This is a genomic window from Pseudomonas sp. P1_C12, from assembly GCF_056406435.1.
In genome coordinates this window covers 391,252-414,092 of the sequence record NZ_JBFUAE010000002.1, presented here as the reverse complement: position 1 = coordinate 414,092, position 22,841 = coordinate 391,252, and the positions used below count along the sequence as shown (strand labels likewise).

General features: G+C 60.9%; 25 protein-coding genes. 13 read left to right on the top strand and 12 right to left on the bottom strand.

Features of this window, described 5'->3' with window-relative positions; genetic code table 11:
* Positions 1 to 6: 6 nt before the first annotated feature.
* The 3 genes from AC1D19_RS04920 to AC1D19_RS04910 all read left to right on the top strand — a co-directional run bounded on the left by AC1D19_RS04920 (position 7) and on the right by AC1D19_RS04910 (position 2,128).
* The gene (locus tag AC1D19_RS04920; protein ID WP_150724407.1) at positions 7 to 441 is read left to right on the top strand and encodes a MarR family transcriptional regulator; all 435 of its coding nucleotides are present in this window, start codon (positions 7 to 9) and stop codon (positions 439 to 441) included.
* A 127-nt stretch (positions 442 to 568) separates the two neighbouring features.
* Positions 569 to 1,807: a type IV pilus assembly protein FimV gene (locus AC1D19_RS04915; RefSeq protein ID WP_477762553.1), complete on the top strand. Its 1,239-nt coding sequence runs from the start codon at positions 569 to 571 to the stop codon at positions 1,805 to 1,807.
* 33 nt (positions 1,808 to 1,840) lie between these two features.
* The gene (locus tag AC1D19_RS04910) at positions 1,841 to 2,128 is read left to right on the top strand and encodes an Rdx family protein (RefSeq protein WP_477754478.1); all 288 of its coding nucleotides are present in this window, start codon (positions 1,841 to 1,843) and stop codon (positions 2,126 to 2,128) included.
* Here AC1D19_RS04910 and AC1D19_RS04905 read toward each other — a convergent pair.
* Positions 2,122 to 3,015 (bottom strand): DMT family transporter, encoded by an 894-nt coding sequence (locus AC1D19_RS04905; protein ID WP_477762552.1) that lies wholly within the window; start codon positions 3,013 to 3,015, stop codon positions 2,122 to 2,124. The two genes, AC1D19_RS04910 and AC1D19_RS04905, sit on opposite strands and share 7 nt — an antisense overlap.
* A gap of 170 nt (positions 3,016 to 3,185) precedes the next feature.
* Positions 3,186 to 3,950, bottom strand: coding sequence for an AraC family transcriptional regulator (locus AC1D19_RS04900; protein WP_477754476.1), 765 nt, complete (start codon positions 3,948 to 3,950; stop codon positions 3,186 to 3,188).
* 134 nt (positions 3,951 to 4,084) lie between these two features.
* On the opposite strand from AC1D19_RS04900, the gene AC1D19_RS04895 reads away from it, so the two are divergent.
* Positions 4,085 to 4,900 carry a UDP-2,3-diacylglucosamine diphosphatase gene (locus AC1D19_RS04895; protein ID WP_477754475.1) on the top strand — a complete coding sequence of 272 codons (816 nt, stop codon included), beginning with the start codon at positions 4,085 to 4,087 and terminating at the stop codon, positions 4,898 to 4,900.
* Between the two features lie 134 nt (positions 4,901 to 5,034).
* Here the strand turns inward: AC1D19_RS04895 and AC1D19_RS04890 are convergent, their stop codons facing one another.
* Positions 5,035 to 5,625 carry an HD domain-containing protein gene (locus tag AC1D19_RS04890; protein ID WP_477762551.1) on the bottom strand — a complete coding sequence of 197 codons (591 nt, stop codon included), beginning with the start codon at positions 5,623 to 5,625 and terminating at the stop codon, positions 5,035 to 5,037.
* Positions 5,626 to 5,652: 27 nt separating this feature from the next.
* Positions 5,653 to 5,964, bottom strand: a complete 312-nt coding sequence (locus AC1D19_RS04885; protein ID WP_477754473.1) for an Mpo1-like protein — start codon at positions 5,962 to 5,964, stop codon at positions 5,653 to 5,655.
* 160 nt (positions 5,965 to 6,124) lie between these two features.
* Between AC1D19_RS04885 and AC1D19_RS04880 the strand changes: the two genes are divergently transcribed.
* Positions 6,125 to 7,186, top strand: coding sequence for an AraC family transcriptional regulator (locus AC1D19_RS04880; protein WP_477754472.1), 1,062 nt, complete (start codon positions 6,125 to 6,127; stop codon positions 7,184 to 7,186).
* Here the strand turns inward: AC1D19_RS04880 and AC1D19_RS04875 are convergent.
* Positions 7,143 to 8,597, bottom strand: a complete 1,455-nt coding sequence (locus AC1D19_RS04875; RefSeq protein ID WP_477762550.1) for a TrkH family potassium uptake protein — start codon at positions 8,595 to 8,597, stop codon at positions 7,143 to 7,145. The two genes, AC1D19_RS04880 and AC1D19_RS04875, sit on opposite strands and share 44 nt — an antisense overlap.
* Before the next feature lie 121 nt (positions 8,598 to 8,718).
* Between AC1D19_RS04875 and AC1D19_RS04870 the strand changes: the two genes are divergently transcribed.
* Entirely contained in the window at positions 8,719 to 9,285 is a 567-nt protein-coding gene (locus AC1D19_RS04870) for an NAD(P)H nitroreductase (RefSeq protein ID WP_477754470.1), read from the top strand.
* 118 nt (positions 9,286 to 9,403) lie between these two features.
* On the opposite strand, the gene AC1D19_RS04865 is transcribed toward AC1D19_RS04870, so the two are convergent.
* The 6 genes from AC1D19_RS04865 to AC1D19_RS04840 form a co-directional block, all read right to left on the bottom strand.
* On the bottom strand, positions 9,404 to 10,741 hold the full coding sequence (locus AC1D19_RS04865; RefSeq protein ID WP_477754469.1) for a sensor histidine kinase: 1,338 nt from the start codon (positions 10,739 to 10,741) through the stop codon (positions 9,404 to 9,406).
* 183 nt (positions 10,742 to 10,924) lie between these two features.
* A complete protein-coding gene (locus AC1D19_RS04860; RefSeq protein WP_477762549.1) occupies positions 10,925 to 11,374 on the bottom strand; it encodes a Spy/CpxP family protein refolding chaperone in 450 nt (149 codons plus the stop codon).
* 240 nt (positions 11,375 to 11,614) lie between these two features.
* Positions 11,615 to 12,292: a response regulator transcription factor gene (locus AC1D19_RS04855; RefSeq protein ID WP_007984138.1), complete on the bottom strand. Its 678-nt coding sequence runs from the start codon at positions 12,290 to 12,292 to the stop codon at positions 11,615 to 11,617.
* A 7-nt stretch (positions 12,293 to 12,299) separates the two neighbouring features.
* Complete coding sequence (locus tag AC1D19_RS04850) at positions 12,300 to 12,713, bottom strand: SH3 domain-containing protein (protein WP_477762548.1); 414 nt, start codon at positions 12,711 to 12,713, stop codon at positions 12,300 to 12,302.
* Between the two features lie 122 nt (positions 12,714 to 12,835).
* Positions 12,836 to 13,135: a YciI family protein gene (locus AC1D19_RS04845; protein WP_477752379.1), complete on the bottom strand. Its 300-nt coding sequence runs from the start codon at positions 13,133 to 13,135 to the stop codon at positions 12,836 to 12,838.
* Position 13,136: 1 nt separating this feature from the next.
* Positions 13,137 to 13,733, bottom strand: a complete 597-nt coding sequence (locus tag AC1D19_RS04840; protein ID WP_477752380.1) for a septation protein A — start codon at positions 13,731 to 13,733, stop codon at positions 13,137 to 13,139.
* 87 nt (positions 13,734 to 13,820) lie between these two features.
* Between AC1D19_RS04840 and AC1D19_RS04835 the strand changes: the two genes are divergently transcribed.
* The 7 genes from AC1D19_RS04835 (at position 13,821) to arfB (ending at position 21,589) form a co-directional block, all read left to right on the top strand.
* Positions 13,821 to 14,684: a PHP domain-containing protein gene (locus AC1D19_RS04835; RefSeq protein WP_218432616.1), complete on the top strand. Its 864-nt coding sequence runs from the start codon at positions 13,821 to 13,823 to the stop codon at positions 14,682 to 14,684.
* A 13-nt stretch (positions 14,685 to 14,697) separates the two neighbouring features.
* Positions 14,698 to 15,327, top strand: a complete 630-nt coding sequence (locus AC1D19_RS04830) for an L-threonylcarbamoyladenylate synthase (protein WP_032829738.1) — start codon at positions 14,698 to 14,700, stop codon at positions 15,325 to 15,327.
* A 60-nt stretch (positions 15,328 to 15,387) separates the two neighbouring features.
* Positions 15,388 to 16,146: a segregation and condensation protein A gene (locus AC1D19_RS04825; protein WP_477762612.1), complete on the top strand. Its 759-nt coding sequence runs from the start codon at positions 15,388 to 15,390 to the stop codon at positions 16,144 to 16,146.
* Positions 16,147 to 16,157: 11 nt separating this feature from the next.
* A complete protein-coding gene (scpB, locus tag AC1D19_RS04820; protein ID WP_477762547.1) occupies positions 16,158 to 17,129 on the top strand; it encodes an SMC-Scp complex subunit ScpB in 972 nt (323 codons plus the stop codon).
* Positions 17,130 to 17,448: 319 nt separating this feature from the next.
* Entirely contained in the window at positions 17,449 to 18,678 is a 1,230-nt protein-coding gene (rluB, locus tag AC1D19_RS04815) for a 23S rRNA pseudouridine(2605) synthase RluB (RefSeq protein ID WP_477762546.1), read from the top strand.
* Between the two features lie 863 nt (positions 18,679 to 19,541).
* Positions 19,542 to 20,954 (top strand): amino acid permease, encoded by a 1,413-nt coding sequence (locus tag AC1D19_RS04810; protein ID WP_477762545.1) that lies wholly within the window; start codon positions 19,542 to 19,544, stop codon positions 20,952 to 20,954.
* Between the two features lie 221 nt (positions 20,955 to 21,175).
* Positions 21,176 to 21,589 (top strand): alternative ribosome rescue aminoacyl-tRNA hydrolase ArfB, encoded by a 414-nt coding sequence (gene arfB, locus AC1D19_RS04805; protein ID WP_108218603.1) that lies wholly within the window; start codon positions 21,176 to 21,178, stop codon positions 21,587 to 21,589.
* Here arfB and AC1D19_RS04800 read toward each other — a convergent pair.
* Positions 21,586 to 22,785: an MFS transporter gene (locus tag AC1D19_RS04800; RefSeq protein WP_477762544.1), complete on the bottom strand. Its 1,200-nt coding sequence runs from the start codon at positions 22,783 to 22,785 to the stop codon at positions 21,586 to 21,588. The two genes, arfB and AC1D19_RS04800, sit on opposite strands and share 4 nt — an antisense overlap.
* Positions 22,786 to 22,841: the final 56 nt, after the last annotated feature.

Here is a 22,841-nt window from a genome sequence, read left to right as displayed (position 1 = left end):
TGTTTTATGCCGTTAACCGATCAACACCGCTTTGGCATGCAATTGGCCCAGATGTCCCGTGGCTGGCGTGCCGAACTGGACCGCCGTCTGGCGGGCATGGGCTTGTCCCAGGCGCGCTGGCTGGTGCTGCTGCACCTGGCGCGTTTCGATGAAGCACCGACCCAGCGTGAACTGGCACAAAGCGTCGGTGTCGAAGGCCCGACCCTGGCCCGTTTGCTCGACAGCCTGGAAAGCCAGGGCCTGGTGCAACGCCAAGCGGTGCTCGAAGACCGTCGGGCGAAGAAAATCGTGCTTTGCGCGCCGGCGCGTCCCCTGATCGAACAAATTGAAACCATTGCCACGCAACTGCGTCACGAACTGTTCGAAGGCGTCGATGAGGCGGATTTGAAGGTGTGCATGCGGGTTCACGGGCATATCCTGGGCAACCTTGAAAAATCTTGAGGCATAACCGAACGCCAGGCTTCTGAGAGACCGCATTGGGCAGACTATAAGAACTACTCGGCAATATCGTGTTCGTAACGGATGTACGAACGCGTACGGGTAATTTCTGTGAATCTCAAGGATGCTCATGCTCAAGTGCTGGCGATTGGTTTTACGCGGTGGTTCTCAGTGGTTGCTGGCCGGGGCCGCTGTCACTTATTCGGCATGGGCGCCTGCACTGGGCCTGGGTGAAATCACCCTGCATTCGGCGCTGAATCAACCGCTGCGTGCCGATATTGCACTGGTGGATGCGGCTGGCCTGGAAGAGAACGAGCTGTCGGTGAGTCTGGCAGCGGCAGACGAGTTCAGCCGTGCCGGGGTCGACCGGGTTTTTTTCCTCAATAACCTGAAGTTCACCCCGGTCCTGCGCGGTAATCGCAGCGTGATCCAGGTGACCTCCAGCAAACCGGTCAGTGAACCCTTCCTGAATTTCCTCGTGCAACTCGATCAACCCAACGGTCGGTTATTACGCGAGTACACGGTACTGATCGATCCGCCGGGTTCGCCAGGCGTTGTTCCCGCCGCCGATGAACCGGTTTTCAGTTCCCCGGCGTCCGCATTCCCCAGTGTTCAACCGGTCGTACCGCCGTCACCCGTGGCCAAGACGACGTCAGAAACGGACGTCCCCGTGGTTGATCCCGCAGTCGAACAACTGGCCGTCAGCGCCCTGCAAAACCACAGTTTGCAAACCACTGTCGATGAGCTCAACGAGAAGCTTCAAGGCCAGGATGAGCTGATCACCGGCCAGAAAAAACAGTTGGCCGAACTGCAAACCCAACTGGCGGAGCTCAAGAAGGTAAAGGCGCAACCCGTTGCTAGCGACGCGGTGACGCCAGCCCCCGCCGTTGCTGAAAGTCCCGGGATTGGCTGGCTGCCGATTGCCGGCGTGTCAGCGCTGATGGCGTTGCTGGCGCTGGGCTGGTTAGTTCGCCACCGACGCCAGCAGCATCAGGCCACAACTTCAGAGATGCTGTCGTCGCAGCATGAACCGTTGGCGGAGCTTTTTACCGAGCCTGTCACGTGGCCCACCGTCAGGCAACCAGTCGCGGTGCCAGCCAACGATGAGCTTGAGCGGGTCGATAGCCATCGCTCCATCGCGGGCGCAGCTGCCGTGGCGGTGGTTCCTGGTTTGGCGATATCCGGCGAATCCGCCGCTGACGATGAGTACCGGCTCAACCTGGAGGAGTTGTCCATGGTGTCGAGTTGGGACGTGATCAGCCCAAACGAGAACCAGCAGTCGGCTGCCCTGGCCATGATCGAGCCTGCGTTCGAATTGGAGGCGCAACCCGCTTCGCCGTCTCGGCAGCCTCCGGTCGGGCTATCATAGCGGCGTCGTCAAACTCTGGAGTTACGCCCCATCATGACCGTCAGCAAACCGGAAATCGTCATCACCTATTGCACGCAATGCCAGTGGCTGTTGCGTGCGGCCTGGCTGGCCCAGGAACTGCTCAGCACCTTTGGTGATGACCTGGGCAAAGTCTCCCTGGTGCCGGGCACCGGCGGGGTCTTTCATGTTTACTGTGACGCTGTGCAGATCTGGGAGCGCAAGGCGGACGGTGGCTTCCCTGAGGCCAAAGTGCTCAAGCAGCGGGTCCGCGACCAGATCGACCCGGACCGCGACCTGGGGCACAACGACCGCACTCAGTGAGACGCGGCCTCGGCTGTAACGGCTTTCTTGCTTGTGCCAGTTGAGAACCTGCTGGACACCACAATCGCCACAATGATCAGCGCGCCCCCCAGTAACATGCGCAGGGTCGGGTTTTCGTTGAACAGCAACCAGGCGACGGTGATGCCGTAGACCGGCTCCAGGGCGAACACCACGGCGGCGGTGCGTGCCTTGATCACCGCGAGGCTGGCGACGAACAGGCTGTGGGCGACACCGGTACAGAACACACCGAGCAGGCCGATCCACAGCCAGTCGATGGCACGCACTTCGCTCAATTGAGGCGCCGCCACCGGCAGCAGGCACAGGGCAACCACCACGTTCTGGCACAGCGCTGCCTGCACGGGCGGGACGCGCCCGGAGCTGGCACGGTTGGTCAGCGATAACAGGGCGAACAACAACCCGGAACCCACGGCCCACAGCAGACCGGTGGTGGCGCCGCTGGCCAGGTCAAAATCAGGCGTGACCAGCACCAGCCCGATACTCACCAGCAGCACCAGCACGATCTCATTGGCGTGAATGCGCTCGCGGAAGATCAGCCCTTCGAGGATCACGGTAAAGGCCGGGAAACTGGCGAAGCCGAGCGTCGCAATCGCCACGCCTGCGACTTTCACCGCAATGAAGAAACTCACCCAGTGCCCGGCCAGCAACAAGCCGCTGAGCAGCAATCGACGCCAGTCCACGGCCTCGAGTTTCTGCCAGCGCGTCTGGCTGGCGAACCGTGCAAAAAACGCCAGCGCAAGCACGGCAAAAGCGGCGCGGCCGAAAACGATGATCGCCGGTGATGCGGCAGCCAGTTTGCCGAACACGCCGGTCAGACCGAACATCAATGCGCCGATATGCAAGGCGCCAAGGGCGGTACGGGGAGTCATTGCAATCCTTAACAGTAAAATCATGTAGGAGCTGCCGAAGGCTCGGGCCGCGTTCGGACGATCTTTGATCTTGATCTTGAAAAACAACGTCAAGAGATCGTCCGAACGCGGCCCGAGCCTTCGGCAGCTCCTACATTGAACCGTGTGGCCCCGCTGTGTCTGTCGGCAGACTATCGTCCTTTGTCGCCAGCCTCGCGCCGCAGTTTCCCGGGCGATGCCCCGAACTCGCGCAACACCGCCGCCGCAAAGGCACTCTGGGAACTGTAGCCGACGCGGCTGGCAATCTCGCCGATGGGCAGCGCCGAGTTGCGCAGCAAGCCCACCGCGATGTGCAGGCGGCGGCTGCGGATGTAGTCCATCGGCGTCTGCCCGCACTCGGCCACGAACCGCGCATGCAAACGGGCACTGGAAAGGCCGGCCACCCGGGCCAGATCGGCCACTTGCAGCGGGTACGCCGCATACTGATCGATGTGTGCATTCAGCGCGGCATAGGGCAGGCGCCGACCGCCGACGGTGTCGGGCCTGGCGTTGTTGAGACTGGCCAGTAGCAGCACCGCGCCTTGTTGTGCAATCAGCGGATCATCGACCGGACTGTTCGCCAGCCAACTGACCAATTGGCTTTGCCCGGCATCCAGTGATAGTCGGCCGGCGTTGTCGAGCAAGCGCCGGCTGGACTCGGCGTGATCGCCCAACGACTGGGCAACCCATTGTTCGCCGGGCACATCCAGTACCAGGCAGCGGCTGCCATTGGGGCTGCCACACGCATGATGAGCGCCCGACGGTATCACCACGAAACTCTGTTGCACCACCTGACTACCACGGCCGTCAACCTCGAAATCCAGGGCGCCCGAAAGCCCGAACACCAATTGCGCGTGGTCGTGGCTGTGGACGATCAGGTCATGGCTGTATTGGCGAAGCGTGAGGATCGGTCTCATCGCAGGTCTCCCGGTTCAGGGCGTCAGTCTACACCGAGCGGGCCTGCAAGCGCTGTCACAGGACTGACTTGACGCTGTCATGGACGATTAACCGGGCCGGGGCAGACTTGGCAAAACTTGCCAGAGGGTTGCCCATGACCAGCGCCGAGCTCGCCAAACCCACCCGTAAGCAACGCGTACGGACTTTATGGATTTCCGACGTGCATTTGGGCACCCGGGATTGCCAGGCTGAACACCTGTCGCAGTTTCTCAAGAGCTACCACGCGGACAGAATCTACCTGGTCGGCGACATCATCGACGGCTGGAAGCTGCGCGGCGGCATGTACTGGCCGCAAGCGCATACCAACGTGATCCGTCGCCTGTTGACCATGAGCAAGCGTGGCACTGAGGTGATCTACGTCACCGGTAATCATGACGAATTCCTGCGCCGCTATTCGAAGCTGATTCTGGGCAATATCCAGTTGGTGGACGAAGCCGTGCACGTCACCGCCGACGGCCGGCATCTGCTGGTGATCCATGGCGACCAGTTCGATGTGATCACCCGTTACCATCGCTGGCTGGCCTTTCTCGGTGACTCGGCCTACGAATTCACCCTGACCCTCAACCGCTGGCTCAATCATTGGCGCGCGCGATATGGCTACGGCTACTGGTCGCTGTCGGCCTACCTCAAGCACAAGGTGAAAACCGCGGTCAGCTTTATCAGCGACTTCGAGGAAGCCATCGCCCATGAATGCGTCAAGCGCGAGCTGCACGGCGTGGTGTGCGGGCACATTCACCATGCCGAGATTCGCAAGGTCGGCGAGGTGGACTACCTCAATTGCGGCGACTGGGTGGAGTCGTGCACGGCGCTGATCGAGCATTGGGATGGTTCGATCGAGCTGTACCGGTTGGCGGATGCCCAGGCGCGCGAGGCGCAGTTGAAGGCGGCCAGGGTCACCGAGCTGGCTTGATGATCACTGTGCCTGTGCGGGCCTCATCGCGAGCAGGCTCGCTCCTACAGTAGATCTGTAGTGAACACATATTCTGTGGACGCCGCAAAACCTGTGGGAGCGAGCCTGCTCGCGAAGCGGTCCCGCTGGATCTGTCAGACCGGCGCGTGCTCTTCCATCGCCGCCTTGTAGATCGAACTCCTGGGGTGCGCAAACAAGCGCTCCATCATCGGTTCGAAAAAGCTCAACGGCAGCGTGTCGTACGCCGGGTCAAACGCCGCCGCATCGTACCTGGCACAGAACTCGACGGTCGCCTGGTACTGCGGATGGTCCTGGAATTGCTCACGCAGATGCCTATCCATACCCAGGTGATGGAAGAAGTAGTAGCCCTGGAAAATCCCGTGCTTTTCCACCATCCACAGGTTCTCGGCGCTGACGAATGGCTTGAGGATCGCCACCGCGATGTCCGGGTGGTTGTAGGAGCCCAGGGTGTCGCCGATGTCATGGAGCAGGGCACAGACCACGTACTCCTCGTCGCGACCATCGCGCCAGGCGCGGGTGGCGGTTTGCAGGGAGTGGCTCAGGCGATCCACCGGGAACCCGCCGAAATCACCCTCCAGTAACTTCAGGTGCGCCACAATCCGTGCAGGCAATTGTCTTGCGTAGGCACTGAAGTCCGCGGCAATGATCGCCCAGTCTTCCTGCGTGCCGTCCTTCATGTGGGTGAAGCGGGCATTGGCATTCATAGGCAACTCTCTGGTGACGGATGTCAGCTAGAACGGAACGCGCCCCATAAGCATGTCCCGGTACATGACAAAATCGCCGAGCAGGCTATAGAAGGGGTGTTGGAACGTTGCCGGGCGGTTCTTCTCGAAGAAGAAATGCCCGACCCAGGCAAAGCTGTAACCTGCCAGCGGCAGGGTCCACAACAGCATCCATGCTCCGCGACCAATGGTCAGCGACAGAATCAAGATAACCAGCGTCGTGCCGATAAAGTGTAAACGGCGACAGGTGCTGTTGCTGTGCTCGCTGAGGTAGTAAGGGTAGAACTCAGCGAAGCTGTTGAAGCGTTTGACGTTTTCCACGACAGCGATCTCTGTGGTTATTGTTCTTGGTGCAAGTTGTTCTGCGGGTAGCTTATTTGAGTCTAGAGTGATCAATGGCATCAGCCAGTGACAATAGGCGCCACTTTAGTATCCTTCGGTCAATAGCCGTCGCATGCGGCTCACCAAGTTAGAAAACGCCATGAGCGAACGAACGACTTCTGCAAGCTGGGCGATGGGGATTGTCAAAGCGCTGGAGATGGACGGCCTGGATTGCCGGGTTCTGTTCACACAGCTGGGGCTCGACTACGCGGCACTGGATGATCCGGATGCACGCTTCCCGCAAGACTCCATGACGCGGCTGTGGCAACGCGCGGTCGAGCTGTCCGGCAACCCGGCCATCGGCCTGAACATGGGCAAGGTGGTGCGACCGGCGCAGTTTCATGTGACCGGTTACGCCTTGATGTCCAGTCAGACCCTGGCCGAAGGCTTTCAGCGTCTGGTGCGCTATCAGCGGATCATCGCCGAAAGTGCCGACCTGAGTTTCAAGCTGCTGGAAGAAGACTACGCGTTGATTCTGACGGTACATGGCGACCATCTGCCGCCAACCCGGCAAAGCGCCGAAGCTTCACTGGCCTGTGCCTTGGCGCTGTGCGGGTGGTTGACCGGGCGTACGTTGCATCCACGCAAAGTGTTGTTGCAAGGCGCCGAGCCGGTCAACCTTGAACCCTATAGACAAGCCTTTCATGCACCGCTGCTGTTCAACGCGCCTTACGATGCGCTGATTTTCGAACGCGCGGACATGGAAGCGCCCCTGCCGACGGCCAACGAGGCCATGGCCTTGCTGCATGACCGCTTTGCCGGCGAGTACCTGACGCGCTTTTCCGAAAGCCGCGTGACCCACCAGGCGCGGCAGGTGTTGTGTCGCCTGTTGCCACAGGGCGAGCCCAAGCGCGACACCGTGGCGCAGACGCTGCATTTGTCCCAGCGCACCTTGCAACGGCGTTTGCAGGAAGAGGGCACGAGTTTTCAGGTGCTGCTGGACGATACCCGGCGTGAACTGGCCGAGCAGTACCTGGCGCAACCGACCATGACCTTGCTGGAAATCGCCTACTTGCTGGGGTTCGCCGATCCGAGCAACTTCTTCCGTGCTTTCCGCCGCTGGTTCGATGCCACTCCCGGCGAGTACCGGATGCGGCTGATGCAAATATCTGAAGCGGTCAATGACGCCAAAATGCCGGAATACACAGCACAAACACCGTAATGATCTCCAGTCGGCCCAGCAGCATGCCAAACGACAGAATCCACTTGGCGGCATCCGGCAGGGTGGCGAAGTTGCCCGCCGGGCCGATGGTTTCGCCGAGCCCCGGGCCGACACCGGACACGGTGCTGGCCGCACCGGTCAGGGCGGTCATCCAGTCCACGCCGAGCAGCGACAGCAGCAGCGCAATCACACAGATGGTGATTGCGAAGAAAAACGAAAAGGTCAGGATCGAGCGCACGATTTCTTCGTCGAGGCGGTGACCGTTGTACTTCTGCTTGATCACCGCTCGCGGGTGGATCAGTTGGTTAAGGTTGGCCTTGAGCAGGATATAGGCCACCTGGAAGCGGAAAATCTTGATACCGCCCGCGGTCGAGCCGGAGCAACCGCCGACAAACCCCAGATAGAAGAACAGCATCAGCGAGAAATTGCCCCACAAGCTGTAGTCCCCCAGTGCGAAACCGGTCGTCGTCACCACCGACGTCACGTTCAGCGCCACATGCCGCAGTGCTTCCAGCCAATGCAGCTTGGTGGTCCACCAGTACCAGGTACCGAGCACCAGCCAGGTCACCAGCAGCATGCCGAGCAGGCCTTGAACCTGTTCATCCTTGATCAGCGCCCGGCGGTTACCACGCAACATGGCGACATACAGGGTGAACGGCAGGGCACCGAGAATCATGATGACGATCGCGACCCAATGCACCGCAGGCTCCGGCCACTTGGCCAAAGACTGGTCGGAGGTGGAGAAGCCGCCGGTGGAAATCGCCGACATCGCATGGTTGATCGCATCGAACAGGCTCATCCCGGCCCACCAGAACGCCAGGCTGCCGACAATGGTAATGCCGACGTACGCCGCCACGATCAGGCGCGCCAACATGTGCGAGCGGGGCATGACTTTTTCCGAGCGGTCCGACGATTCGGTTTGGAACAGCCGCATGCCACCGATGCGCAACAGCGGCAGGATCGCCACCGCCATGCCGATAAAGCCGATGCCGCCGAGCCAGTGCAGCAACGAGCGCCACATCAGGATGCCGGGGGACATGGTGTCCAGGCCGCTGAGCACGGTCGAGCCGGTGGCGGTGATGCCGGACATGCTTTCGAAGAAGGAGTCGGTGTAGCTGATGTGCTGGGTCAGCAGGAATGGCAGCGCGGCGAAGATGCACACCACCAGCCAGCTGCTGACGGTCAGCAGGTACATGTCCCGGGGGCGCAGGTGAATGTGCTCGGGGCGCCCCGGAATCACCAGCGCCAATCCGGCGACAAAGGTGATCATGCTGGCCCAGAGGAACGACGGCAGATCGCTGGTACGGTCGAAAATGACCAGCGTGGCCATGGGTACGACCATGGAGATCGCCAGCGTTATCAGGAAGATGCCGATGATGAAACCAATGATCCGTAAGGTCGGCAACGCCATGAGGTCCGCTCGGCTGATAGTGGAAAGGGCGCCATTCTACCCGCGAGGCAGGGCATGTAAACCGGCACTGCTGCGGCAGTTACCGCTAGAATAGCCGCACAAATTTTTCAGGAGGTGGCCGATGCAGGCTCTCGACGCTTTGCTCAACCGTGTTTCCGTTCCACGACTGATTGACCCAGCGCCCACTGCCGAGCAGCGCGAAGTGCTGTTCGGCGCCGCCATGCGCGCCCCGGATCACGGTCACTTGCAGCCGTGGCGCTTCCTGACGGTGGAAGGCGCGGCGCGCGAGCAATTGGGCGAGTTGCTGGCCGAAGCGGCGAAGCTTTCGGACAGCGAAGTCAGCGAAGCAGCCATCGACAAGGCACGCAATGGTCCGCTGCGGGCACCGCTGGTGGTAGTGGTGATTGCGCGGTTGCAGGATCACGTCAAGTATCCGAAGTCCGAGCAGTTGCTGGCGGCGGGCTGTGCGGCCCACGGGATTTTGCTGGCAGCGTATGCGCAGGGCATCGGTGCGGTGTGGCGTACCGGTGACCTGGCTTATTCGCCCCATGTGGCCAAGGGGTTGGGCTTGGCGGAGGGGGAAGAGGTGATTGCTTTCCTGTATCTGGGCACACCGCAGAAAGAACCGCGTGTGGCCGAGAAAGTCGACCTGGCCGAATTCGTCAGCGCCTGGCCGGGTAAAGCCTAAAAATCAACAGATCGCAGCCTCGTTGCACTCGACAGCTCCTACAGGGTTATGCATACACCTGTAGGAGCTGTCGAGTGCAACGAGGCTGCGATCTTTTTACATCATCACTACTTTAAGGTTATACGACAGCCCCCGGCACCAACGGCAATTCCAGGCTGGCAATGAACCCGCCCTCCGGGTGATTGGCCAGCACCAGGCTGCCACCATGGCGCTCCGCCGCGCGGCGGGCGATGGCCAGGCCCAGGCCATGTCCGGCCGCGGTCTGCCCCGGTGCCCGATAGAACGGCTCACCGAGCTGGTTCAAATATTCGGCACTGACACCCGGCCCGTGATCGCGCACGGTCACGACGATCCGCTCACCCTGACGCAGCGCCTGCATTTCGATCGGCAGGCCACCCACCGGATTGAAGCGCTGGGCGTTGCGCAGCAAGTTGTCGACGGCCCGTTCGATCATGGTCGGCCAGCCCTTCAGATTCAGTTGCGACTCGGCTTCAAGGTGGACGAGCTGCTCGGGTGAACCGAGTTGTGCATCCTTTTGCAGGGTATTGAGCAAGGCGTTCAGATCCACCTCTTCCGCACCGGCGTTATCGGAGTCGACCCGCGCCAGAACCAGGATTTCGCTGATCAGCGCCTCCAGTCGGTCGCACTCGCGGGTCAGGCGCGGCCAGAGCTGTTCCCGTTCTTGCGGAGTGGCCCGTTCGGCCAGCGCCAGCGCGATGCGCAGGCGGGCGAGGGGCGAACGCAGTTCATGGGATACATCCCGCAGCAGTTGCCGCTGACTGCCAATCAGGCTTTGCAGGCGTGCGCCCATGCGGTTGAAATCGTTGGCAAGGACGCCGAACTCGTCACGACGGTTGGCCAGCTTGACCAGACTGTTCTGTTGATACGTGGTTTGTCCCAGGTCATGCACCGCTCCGCGCAGACGGCTGAGCGGGCGAGTGATGGAAAAGGTCACCAGCAGGCTGAACAGGGTCAGTACCACCAAGGCGATTCCCAGCGCACTCAGCGGCCAGAGCAGGCTTTCACGATGCCAGGCGTCCAGTTCCGGGTGCGGAATGCGGTAGATGAACAGGAAGGTGTCACCGGTTTTTTCGCTGGTGAACTCATCGGTCAGACGCCGCCATGGCAGGCGCCGGTCCTCGTTGTTCTGGCGCGCCTCAAAGGCCGCCGCACGTTTCGGGAAAGTGCCGCGCACCACCGGATCGCCGCTTTCGTTAAGTACCTGAACGTCGATGTGATACTGGCGTTTGCGTTGCTGGAGAATGTCCTGGGCGGCATCTTCGCCCTGACTTTCGTAGGTTTGCGTCCACTGTTCGGCCAGTGTGTTGAGGCCCGGGTGGCGGCTGAGAATCCAGGCGTCCTGGTTGAGCATGTGCCCGAGCAGGATGGAAAGCCCGGCAACCAGAGCGATGGCCAGCCAGAAGCTGGCCAGGATACGCCAGAACAATGAACGCACGGAAAATCCTCAAGCAAGCGCAAAATTCTATGTAGGAGCGAGCTTGCTCGCGATGGACGTCAACGATAACGCGCGGCATCAGGCAGCACGTGTTGTCTATTCGTTTTTCGCGAGCAAGCTCGCTCCTACAGTAAAAGCAGCAGACCCAACGGTGTTTAGCCGTTGGGTCCGGGGTTTAGTGCATTATTGCGTTTTTTGCGGTTGTTGCGCTTTCCAGGCTTTGAACTCGGCCCACTCGGCGCGGCGTTCGGCCTGTTTTTTCTGGATCTCGTCGAATTTCTTCTGTTGATCCGGCTTCAGCAAGGCGCGCACGTCCGCTTCGGCTTTCTTGTGGTTAGCGGCCATCTCGTCTTTCATGGCTTTCTGGTCGGCTGGCGAGAGCTTCTCCAGGTACTTCTCGACCAGTTGCTTACGCTCGTGCATCTGCTCGCCCATGATCTTGCGGATCTGCTCGCGCTGTTCGCGGCTCAGGTCCAGTTCACTGTACGGGCCTTTGCCGTGCATGCCGTGCATCTGACCGCCGTGGCGCGAACCGTCCATCGACCCATCCATCGGGCCGGTGCCTTCAGGCATGGCCATGGCAACGGTCGGCAGGGCAGCAGCGAACATCAGAGCGATAAGAGTCTTGCGCATGGTGTATCTCCTTGTCTCGTTCCCGGTACGTTCCGGATGAGTACAGATTACGCAGATCAAGGTCAGCGGCGGTCAGCGGAGGGTAAAGCTTGGGTAAAGACGATTTCCCGCCGACCTGACAAATGCAAATCCCTGTAGGAGCTGGCTTGCCAGCGAAGGGGCCCTTCAGCCATGCATCGCCAATGAAGACGCCTTCGCTGCGATGCGGCGACCCGACAAGCCAGCGCCTACGGATCGCCGTTAGAGGCTGTAGTAGTAGCCGCGGCTGCGCAGGGCGACGATGCGCGGACGACCGTCGGGGTGTGGGCCGATTTTTTTGCGCAGGTTGCTGACGTGCATGTCCAGGCTGCGGTCGTACAGGGTCAGCTTGCGTCCGAGAGCGATCTGCGCCAGTTCCTGTTTGTCCAGGGGCTCGCCGGGTTGCTTGAGCAGGGCTTCCAGCAGGCGGCTTTCGGAAACAGTGAGGGTGAACTCTTGCTCGTCGATGCTGACCACGCCGCGCACCGGGCTGAAACAAAGGTCGCCCAGCTCCATCTGGCTGGACACCGCTGCCGGATGGCTACGACGCAGGACCGCGCGCAGGCGGGCAGTCAGTTCCCGTGGGTCGCAGGGTTTGGCCAGGTAATCGTCGGCGCCGAGTTCCAGGCCGAGGATACGGTCCAGGGGCTCGCCACGGGCCGAGAGCATCAGCACCGGCAGATCCGGGTGATCGCTGCGCAACTGCTTGAGCAGTTCCAGGCCGCTGCCATCGGGCAACATCACATCCAGCACCACGGCCGCCGGGGCGGTTTCGGCCAGTGCACGGCGTGCGCTCTGGCCATCGTGACAGGCACGTACCTGAAACCCTTCCTGGCTCAGCCAGCTGCTCAGGAGCTCACACAGCTCCTGGTCATCATCAATAAGTAACAGCTCGCTCATGACTCACTCAATTTAGCCATTGTCGACGTTTTCGACTTGCTCCACTGGCGAAGATACCGCAGAGCAGAGCCAATAGCGCTACCCCGGCGCCAATGACAAACCATTGTTGCTGGTCGGTCAGCAGGCGCGGCAGTGGACTGCTGGCTTGGGCTTCCTTGAGTTGCAGCTTCAAGCGCTGGTTCTCCTGGCGCAACCGGGCCAGCAGCGGGCTTTCGCGTTCGCCATCGGCAGTTTGCAATTGTTTGCTCAGTTCTTCCCGTTGCCGTTCGCTTTCTTTCAAGCGTTGCTGCAACTCGGTGATCTGGCTGCCGGCGCTCAAGGAAAGCGGCGTTGAATTACCGCCCTCGACACTTTCCTCACCGTGGGCAGGCGCCCCGATCGACAACGTGACCAACATCAGACACAACGGACCCTTGCGCATCGCGACTCCTGATTCCAATACGAGTATTGGGCAAGTTGTCGGCCGGCAAGCGAGAATAATGAGCGATTGAGAACGCGATGTACCGACAAGGTTCATCGCGTGGGGCAATTGCGAGAAGAAAGTTACGGCAGGACTTGCTTGAACGGCTTGACCAGAACGTTGGCGTAGACGCCTGCGGCGATGTACGGATCAGCGTCGGCCCAGGCCTGGGCGGCGCTCAGGGAATCGAATTCGGCGACGATCAGGCTGCCAGTGAAACCCGCCGCGCCCGGATCATTGCTGTCGACGGCCGGGTGTGGGCCGGCCAATACGATGCGACCTTCGCCCTTGAGCACTTGCAGGCGATCGAGGTGCGCAGGCCGTGCGGCCAGGCGGGCTTCCAGGGAGTTGGCGACGTCTGTGGCAATGATTGCGTAAAGCATGTCAGTCCTCGGTTTTTGGCGTTGTGGTGTCGGCATCGTGCAGATGGCGGGACAGGTAGATGCCCTGGCCGACCAGGAACAGCAAAGTCATGCCCAGGCTGCCGAAGACCTTGAAGTCGACCCAGTAGCTCTGGAAAGTGAACGCGACAAACAGGTTGGCGGCACCGCAAAACAGGAAGAAGACGATCCAGGCGATGTTCAGGCGCGTCCAGACCGGCTCCGGCAGGGTCAGCGCGTGGCCCATGATGCGTTTGATCAGCAGGCTGTCACCGACGAAGTGGCTGCCGATGAACGCCAGGGCGAACAGCCAGTTGACCACCGGGGCTTTCCACTTCAGGAACGTCTCGCTGTGGAACGCCAGGGTCAGGCTGCCGAAGACCAGGCAGGCGATCAGGGTCAGCCACTGGCTCTTCTCCAGCTTGCGCTGCTTGATGAACAGCGTGCCGTAGACCACCAGGGAACTGACGATCAGCATCGCCGTGGCGCTGTAAATACCGCCTACAGTGAGCTCATGACCGGCGATGTCGACGACCCGTGGATCGATCTTGAAGACGATGAAAAACAGCAGGAGCGGGATGAAATCGATGAATTGTTTCACAGTGGCAGCCAGAAGCAGGATGTGGCGGCATAATAACAAACATATGGGCGCGCGATAGCGCCAGCTGATTTGAGGTTACAAAGCCCTGTGAATGTTGATTTGCACTGCCATAGCACGGCCTCCGATGGCGCCCTGGCGCCTGCGGTTCTGGTGGCGCGGGCGTTCGAGAAAGGCGTGCGAGTCCTGGCCCTGACCGATCACGACACCCTTGAAGGCCTTGACGAGGCCCGCCACGCGGCCACCGCGCTGGGAATGCAACTGGTCAACGGCGTCGAATTGTCCTGCACCTGGGGCGGCGCGACCATTCATGTCCTGGGCTACGGTTTTGACGTGAACGCCGCGCCGTTGGTCGAGGCCATCGCCAGATTGCATGATGGCCGCTGGCTACGCTCCGAGGAAATCAGCCGCAAACTGGCGCTCAAAGGCATGCCGGGGGCGCTGGAGGGCGCCCGCAAGATCCAGCAGGAGCTGGGCGACAGCGGCAATGCGCCGGCCCGCCCGCATTTCGCCGACTGGATGGTGCGTGAGGGTTTCGTCAAGGACCGCGCCGAGGCGTTCCGCAAATGGCTGGGCGCCGGCAAGCTGGGCGACGTCAAGCAACACTGGCCGACCCTGGAAGAAACCGTCGAAACCCTGCGCGCAGCCAAAGCCTGGGTCAGCCTGGCACACCCTTGGCACTACGAATTCACCCGAAGCAAGCGTCGTCGCCTGATTGCCGACTATATTCAAGCAGGGGGCCACGCCATCGAAGTGGTCAATGGTTACCAGCCTGCCGAGCAAGTGGGCAGCCTGGCCATTCTGGCCCGCGAATTCGGTCTGCTGGTCAGCGCCGGCAGTGATTTTCATGGCCCTGGAGGGTGGTCGGAGATCGGTGAATACCGGCCACTCCCGGAGGATCTGCCACCACTATGGTGTCGATTCAAACATGACCCAGTTATTGCCGCCGTCTGAACAGGTAGAGAATGTGAGTCAATTTTTCCAGATTCATCCGGAAAACCCGCAAGCGCGCCTGATCAAACAGGCAGTCGAGATCATCCGCAAGGGCGGGGTGGTGATTTATCCCACGGACTCTTCCTACGCCATTGGTTGCCAGATCGGCGACAAGGTGGCCGTGGAGCGCGTTCGGCGCCTGCGACAGCTGGATGAAAAACACAACTTCGCGCTGATCTGCAGCGACCTGTCGCAACTGGGCCTGTTCGCCAAGATCGACACCGGCACATTCCGTATTCTCAAGGCCCATCTGCCGGGACCGTATACCTTCATTCTCAACGCCACCCGCGAAGTACCGCGGCTGTTGTTGCACCCGAAGAAACGTACGATCGGCCTGCGTGTGCCGAGCCACCCGATTGCCCTGGCGCTGCTGGCTGAACTGGGCGAACCGTTGATGAGCGTGACCCTGATCATGCCTGGCGATGAAGATCCGTTGAGCGACCCACACGAAATGCGCCAACTGCTCGAACACCAGGTTGATCTGATCATCGACGGCGGTTTCGGCGGGATCAAGGCGTCCACCGTGATCAGCCTCGCCGACGGCGAGCCGGAAGTCATTCGCGTTGGTTGCGGCGACCCTGCGCCGTTCATGGTCGAGGCCTAGATGTCCGCAGTAGAACCCGTCGACAGTCAGGCCGGAGCCCAGCAGGAACTGCCCTTTGCCATGGTCTATGGCCAGGCGGTCATGGAAATGCCGCTGGACCTGTACATCCCGCCGGATGCCCTTGAGGTCTTCCTCGAAGCCTTCGAAGGGCCCCTCGACCTGCTGCTGTACCTGATCCGCAAACAGAACATCAACATCCTCGACATCCCGGTGGCGGAAATCACTCGCCAGTACATGGGCTACGTCGAGTTGATGCAGTCGGTGCGCCTGGAGCTGGCCGCCGAGTACTTGGTGATGGCTGCGATGCTGGCCGAAATCAAGTCGCGGATGTTGCTGCCGCGGGCAGAAACCATCGAAGACGAAGAGGAAGACCCGCGCGCCGAACTGATCCGCCGCTTGCAGGAATATGAACGCTTCAAGGCTGCCGCCGAAGGCATCGATGGCCTGAGCCGCGTCGGTCGTGATGTGGTGGTGCCCAGGCTTGACGCCCCAGAGGCCCGGGCGCGCAAGCTGCTACCAGACGTGCGTCTGTCCGAGTTGCTGCTGTCGATGGCCGAGGTGTTGCGCCGTGGCGACATGTTCGAAAGCCATCAGGTCAGCCGCGAGGCGCTGTCGACCCGCGAACGCATGAGCGATGTGCTGGAACGGCTCAAGGGCGGCGGTTTCGTGCCGTTCGTCGAGCTGTTCACCGCTGAAGAAGGGCGCCTGGGGGTGGTGGTGACCTTTATGGCGATCCTTGAATTGGTCAAGGAATCCCTGGTCGAGCTGGTGCAGAATGAGCCATTTGCCGCGATCCACGTGCGAGCGCGAGCCGAATAACGAGTCGAAACATGAACCTGACTGAACCCCGTGATCTGGCACCCTTGCTCGAAGCCTTTCTGTTGGCTTCGGGAAAACCGCAATCTCTGGAAAGCCTGTTCGAACTCTTCGAAGAAGGCGAGCGCCCGGAGCCGCCGGTGTTCAAGAAGGCCCTGACGATTCTGGCCAAGTCGTGCGATGGCCGCGCGTTTGAACTGAAGGAAGTGGCCTCGGGTTATCGCCTGCAAATTCGCGAGAAATTTGCGCCTTGGGTCGGGCGTCTGTGGGAAGAGCGCCCGCAGCGTTACTCCCGTGCCATGTTGGAAACCATGGCCCTGATCGCCTATCGCCAGCCGATTACCCGTGGCGAAATCGAAGACGTGCGGGGCGTGGCGGTCAACAGCAACATCGTCAAGACGCTGATGGAGCGCGAGTGGATCCGCATCGTCGGCTACCGCGACGTGCCCGGCAAACCGGCGATGTTCGCCACCACCAAGGCGTTCCTCGATCACTTCAACCTGAAAAACCTCGACGACCTGCCGCCGCTGGCGGAACTGCGCGAGCTGGAACCGGATCCGGTGCTCGATTTCGATGACGCGCCCGTACCTGCCGGTCTGCAAGAGTTGGCCGACGCCAGCGCCGAGCCGGAAGAGCCCAAGGAAGAAACCAGTTTCCACACGCTGTTGCTGGAACTGGACAGCATGGAGGAGGGGCTCAAGACCGACTTCGACGACTTGCTGCGTGATGGGGCGTCGCCTGAGTTCGATTCGGAACAGTCGGTTATCGAGCCAGAAATCGAAGCGGCACAGCCTGAGCCTGAGCCGGAAATTGAACCGGAGCAAGAAGACGACATCCTCGGCGTTGCCGAAGCCCGGGAAAAACTCCTGGCCGCCGTTGCCGCCCTCGAACAGCCGAAGCCCGAGCCCGAACTGTCGGACGAAGAGGCCGAAGCCCAGGCATTGGCCGAAGCCATCGAAGCCGAACGTCGCCAGTTCGAAGACTAACCACAAATTTTCGGGCACTGAATAACCTGTAGGAGCGGCGGTGCGGCGATCCGACTTGCCCGCGAAGAGGGAGTGTCAGTCGACATCTTTATTGGCTGGCCCACCGCTTTCGCGGGCAAGTCGGATCGCCGCACCGCCGCTCCTACAGGGTTATGTGTTCGCCGGAAAGCGGCGGACCGGTCAGCGGAAAAACAAATAACCTTGCATTGATCAGCTAGTCTCTGATGCGCAAACGCCCTCATGCGCGTATGATTCGCGACCCTTCGGCGATCCCTTCGCCCAAGTACCCAGTTTTCAGACCACACCGGGAGGTGCCCAGATGAGTATCAAAGACCAGCAAGACGACCAGCCAATCGGCCCAGCAGGCGAAAAACTGCAGAAAGTCCTCGCCCGTATCGGCGTCGGCTCGCGCCGTGACGTGGAAGCCTGGATCAGCCACGGCCGCATCAAGGTCAACGGCAAAGACGCCACCCTTGGCCAGCGCGTCGACATGCATGACGCCATCACCATCGATGGCAAGGTGATCAAGCGCGAAGAGGCCGCCGAATCGGTGCGCCGCGTGATCATGTACAACAAGCCCGACGGCGAGATCTGCACCCGTGTCGATCCGGAAGGCCGTCCGACCGTGTTCGACAAGATGCCGCGCCCTAAAGAGGGTCGCTGGATCAACATCGGTCGTCTGGACATCAACACCACCGGTCTGCTGATGTTCACCACTGACGGTGAACTGGCCAACCGTCTGATGCACCCGTCCTACGAGATGGACCGCGAGTACGCCGTGCGTGTACGCGGTGAAGTCGACGACGAGATGATCGAGCGTCTGAAGGCTGGCGTTGTCCTTGAAGATGGCCCGGCCAAGTTCACCGACATCAAGCAGGCGCCAGGCGGTGAAGGTTTCAACCACTGGTACCACTGCGTGGTGATGGAAGGTCGTAACCGTGAAGTGCGTCGCCTGTGGGAATCCCAGGGCCTGGTGGTCAGCCGTCTGAAGCGCGTGCGTTTCGGCCCGGTGTTCCTCAACTCCGACCTGCCGATGGGCCGCTGGCGTGAAATGAGCCAGTACGAAGTCGACATTCTGAGTGCCGAGGTCGGCCTGACACCGGTCGCGATGCCGCAGATGAACGCCAAGAGCAAGGACAAGCTTGACCGGATGCAGCGCAAATCCTCGCGTCCGATGGCCAAGACCGAGCGCGTGCGTACCCTGCGTCCGGCCGCTGGCGCAGCCGCCGCACCTGCCGCGCCACGTGCCAGCCGCGAGCCGCAGATCGAAGGCGAGCGTCCAGGGCGCAAGCCTGCTGCGCGTCAGGACGGCGAGCGCAGCGAGCGCGGTCCACGCACGCCACGTCCGGCCAACGGCCGTACGGAGCGTGGCGAAGGTCGTGGTACGCCGGTAGCCGATCGTCCGGCCGACACCAAGCGCCCGGCCAAGCCTGCACCGAAGCGTCCGGGGATCAAGCTGGTCGACGGCGACACGCCGTCGGGCAAGCGCCGTGGCGCACCGGCCGGTTCCGGCCAGCGTCCGGGCTTTGGGCGTCGCAAGCCGGAATAATCGGCTGAGCGCTTCATAAAAAACGCCAATCCTTCGGGTTGGCGTTTTTTATGGCCTGGCTTTATGTCTGTGTCGTTTTTGAGGCCGCCTTCGCGGGCAAGCCCGCTCCCACAGAGGTTGTGGTTGTTCACAAAGTTGCGTGTGCACCTTCATACCCTGTGGGAGCGGGCTTGCCCGCGAAAGCGCCAGTCGCCGCACCGGGATGTCCGAAGTGGAAAGCCAGAATTACATGCTGTAAAGAAATCATGACGAAATCAACAGATTAACCCCATGAAATCGCCCCTCCTCGAATGTTGTAAGAAAATTCTTACGCGTCATTACCTTGCATCCTTCTCTCAACGCTCTAGCCCGCTTGTTTCATCGCGCCATGCAGGGTGTTATGCGCGCCATGCCTGTCGTGCAGGTGCATAACAAAAAGGAGGCGCAATGAACGCCGTATACCATCTCCATCTCTCTGCGAGAGGCGGTTTTCCTGCCTTTCCCGTCGATGATCCGCAAGGATCTGACCCATTTTTTGCAGCCGCCCGAGCTCCTCGGGGCGGACACAGGCAATCCCGGCCATAGACACGCTTGTCCAGCGGGTCTGGCAGCAGGGGGTTACGGGTGTACAATGCGCCGCGTTTTACCTGTGACCTCCTGCGCATCTGCGCAAACCTCAAGGCTATCCGCCTTGTTCACTCCGTCGCGTCACGAGCGTGTCGGGTTCGATTTCGTCACAGATAAAAACAAACAGGTGACGCATGACCGTTGTAATTACGCTGAACTCCTGGTGCCTGCGCTGGGGTTTGATCGGTGCCGCTTAACGCCTTTCCTGAGCAGCAACGTCTACTGAACATCATCAAACCTTGCGTGAGACCCTTTTCATGAGTGGACAAAACCCGCAATCAGGCGAGCTGAAACGCGGCCTGAAAAATCGCCACATTCAATTGATCGCCCTCGGTGGCGCGATCGGTACCGGTTTGTTCCTCGGCTCGGCCGGGGTACTGAAGTCCGCCGGCCCGTCGATGATCCTCGGCTATGCCATCTGCGGCTTCATCGCCTTCATGATCATGCGCCAACTGGGCGAAATGATCGTCGAAGATCCAGTGGCCGGTTCCTTCAGCCACTTCGCGCACAAATACTGGGGCGGCTTTGCTGGCTTCCTGTCGGGCTGGAACTGCTGGATTCTGTACATTCTGGTGGGCATGTCCGAGCTGACGGCCGTCGGCAAGTACATCCACTACTGGGCGCCGGACATCCCGACCTGGGTCTCTGCAGCTGCCTTCTTCGTACTGATCAACGCGATCAACCTGGCCAACGTCAAAGTGTTCGGCGAGGCCGAGTTCTGGTTCGCGATCATCAAGGTCGTGGCGATCGTCGGCATGATCGCCCTGGGCAGTTACCTGCTGGTCAGCGGCAATGGCGGCCCGCAAGCGGCGGTCAGCAACCTGTGGTCCCACGGTGGCTTCTTCCCGAACGGCGTCAGCGGTCTGGTGATGGCCATGGCGTTTATCATGTTTTCCTTCGGTGGTCTGGAAATGCTCGGTTTCACCGCAGCTGAAGCCGACAAGCCGAAAACCGTGATCCCGAAAGCCATCAACCAGGTGATCTACCGGATCCTGATTTTCTACATCGGTGCACTGATCATCCTGCTGTCGTTGACTCCATGGGACAGCTTGCTGACCACCCTGAACGCCTCCGGTGACTCCTACAGCGGTAGCCCGTTCGTGCAAGTGTTCTCGATGCTGGGCAGCAACACCGCTGCGCACATCCTCAACTTCGTGGTTCTGACCGCTGCCTTGTCGGTGTACAACAGCGGCACCTACTGCAACAGCCGCATGCTGCTGGGCATGGCTGAGCAGGGCGACGCGCCGAAGGGCCTGGCGAAGATCGACAAGCGTGGCGTGCCAGTGCGTTCGATCCTGGCCTCGGCCGCCGTGACCCTGATCGCGGTACTGCTGAACTACCTGATCCCGCAAAACGCGCTGGAACTGCTGATGTCGCTGGTGGTGGCCACCCTGGTGATCAACTGGGCGATGATCAGCTACTCGCACTTCAAGTTCCGCCAGCACATGAACAAGACCAAACAGACGCCGCTGTTCAAGGCCTTGTGGTACCCATACGGGAACTACGTCTGCCTGGCGTTCGTGGTGTTCATCCTTGGCGTGATGCTGTTGATTCCGGGGATTCAGACATCGGTGTATGCGATTCCGGTGTGGCTGGTGTTCATGTGGGTCTGCTACGGCATCAAGAACAAGCGCAGTGCTCAGCGTGCCTTGCAGGCCGCAGTGGAGTAACTCCGCGCAGAAACAACAAACCCGGCCAAGTGCCGGGTTTGTCGTTTCTGCACTTCACACACACATCCCCTGTAGGAGCGAGCCTGCTCGCGATGGTGGTGGGTCAGCAAAGGTTATGCTGACTGATACGGCCTCATCGCGAGCAGGCTCGCTCCTACAGGGGCCGCATTCCTCCAATCGTTTCGCGGTATCCTGCACGTTCTGAATACGGACGCTTTTCCATGCTGGTGATTTCCAACAACGTGCACCTGCCGGATGCCGAGATCGAGTTGACGGCCATTCGCGCCCAGGGGGCCGGTGGGCAGAACGTCAACAAGGTTTCCAGTGCCGTGCACCTGCGCTTCGACATTCCGGCGTCGTCCTTGCCCGAGTTCTACAAGGAGCGGCTGCTGGCGCTGCGCGACAGTCGCATCACCAGCGACGGTGTGTTGATCATCAAGGCCCAGCAGTACCGGACGCAGGAGCAGAACCGTGCCGATGCGCTGGAACGTTTGATAGAGCTGATCCAGAGTGCCACCAAGGTCGAAAAGAAACGCCGCCCGACCAAGCCGACGCTCGGCTCAAAAACCCGTCGGCTCGAATCCAAATCCAAGCGAGGCAACATCAAGGCCGGGCGCGGCAAGGTCGATTTCTAACGCACGTCTCGCGTTTCGCGTTGCTTCGGCGCCTGCCGGTACAGGTAGACGCTGAGCGCAAGACCGCTGAGCGCGGCCAGTGCGGCGAACAGGAAGATCGAAGCAAAGCCGAATCCCGCCGCAATCGCACCGGCCAATGGCCCGGTGATCCCCAGCGACAAATCGATGAATAGCGAATAAGCACCCACCGCCGCACCACGGCTGGAGGCGGGCACCAGATTGACCGCTTCCACGCCCAGCGCCGGAAACACCAGCGAAAAACCGAACCCGCTCAGCGCCGCGCCCGCCAGTGCCCAATGAGCGTCGGGTGCCAGCCACAGCAGCAACAGGCCCAGGGTCTCCACCGACAGGCAGGCAATCGCCACGCGAAAGCCACCGAGACGGTTGATCAGGTTGCCGAACAGCAAGCGCGCGCCGATGAAGCTGGCGCCGAACAGGCTCAGGCACAGCACCGCGTTGTCCCAGTGTTGCGTGGCGTAATACAGAGTGATGAAGGTGGCGATGGTGCCGAAACCAATGGAACCCAAGGCCAGGCCACAGCCGTGGGGGAAGACCCGCCCGAGCACATGCATGAACGGCAGGCGCTCACCGGCAACGATTGGTGCGGCGGTTTTCGGCCAGGCCAGCAGCAGGCCGAGCACGGCCAGCAACACAATGCTCACGCCCATGCTCCACAAGCCCAGTCGATGGACGAGCAACACCCCCAAGGGCGCGCCGACAGCCAGTGCACCATAGCTGGCGATACCGTTCCATGAGATGACTTTGGCCGTGTTCGCCGCGCCGACGCGGCCGATGCCCCAGCCAATCGAGCCCGAGCCCACCAGGCTTTCCGCGCTGCCGAGCACCAGACGGCCGATCAACAGGCTGAACAGGCTCAAGGCCGGAAGGTTCTGGGTCCAGGCCGAGACCAGCATGAACACACCGCTCAAGCCGCAACCGGCCAGGCCATACATCACAGCCAGCTTGCTGCCCTTGTTGTCGATGATCTTCCCGGCATAGGGGCGGCTGAGCAGGGTGGCCAGGTATTGCACGCTGATCACCAGGCCCGCGATCACCGCGCCGAAGCCCAGGTCGCTGTGGACGTAGCCGGGCAATACGGCCAAGGGAATGCCGATGTTCAGGTAGCCGATAAAGGTAAACAGGACGATGGAAACAACTTGCAGCGTGACCGCCAGGGGGCGCTGGTTTTCAGACATGGGTAAAGGTCCACGGTAAAGCAGGATAGATAGGCTGCTTATGATAGCGGTGTGGA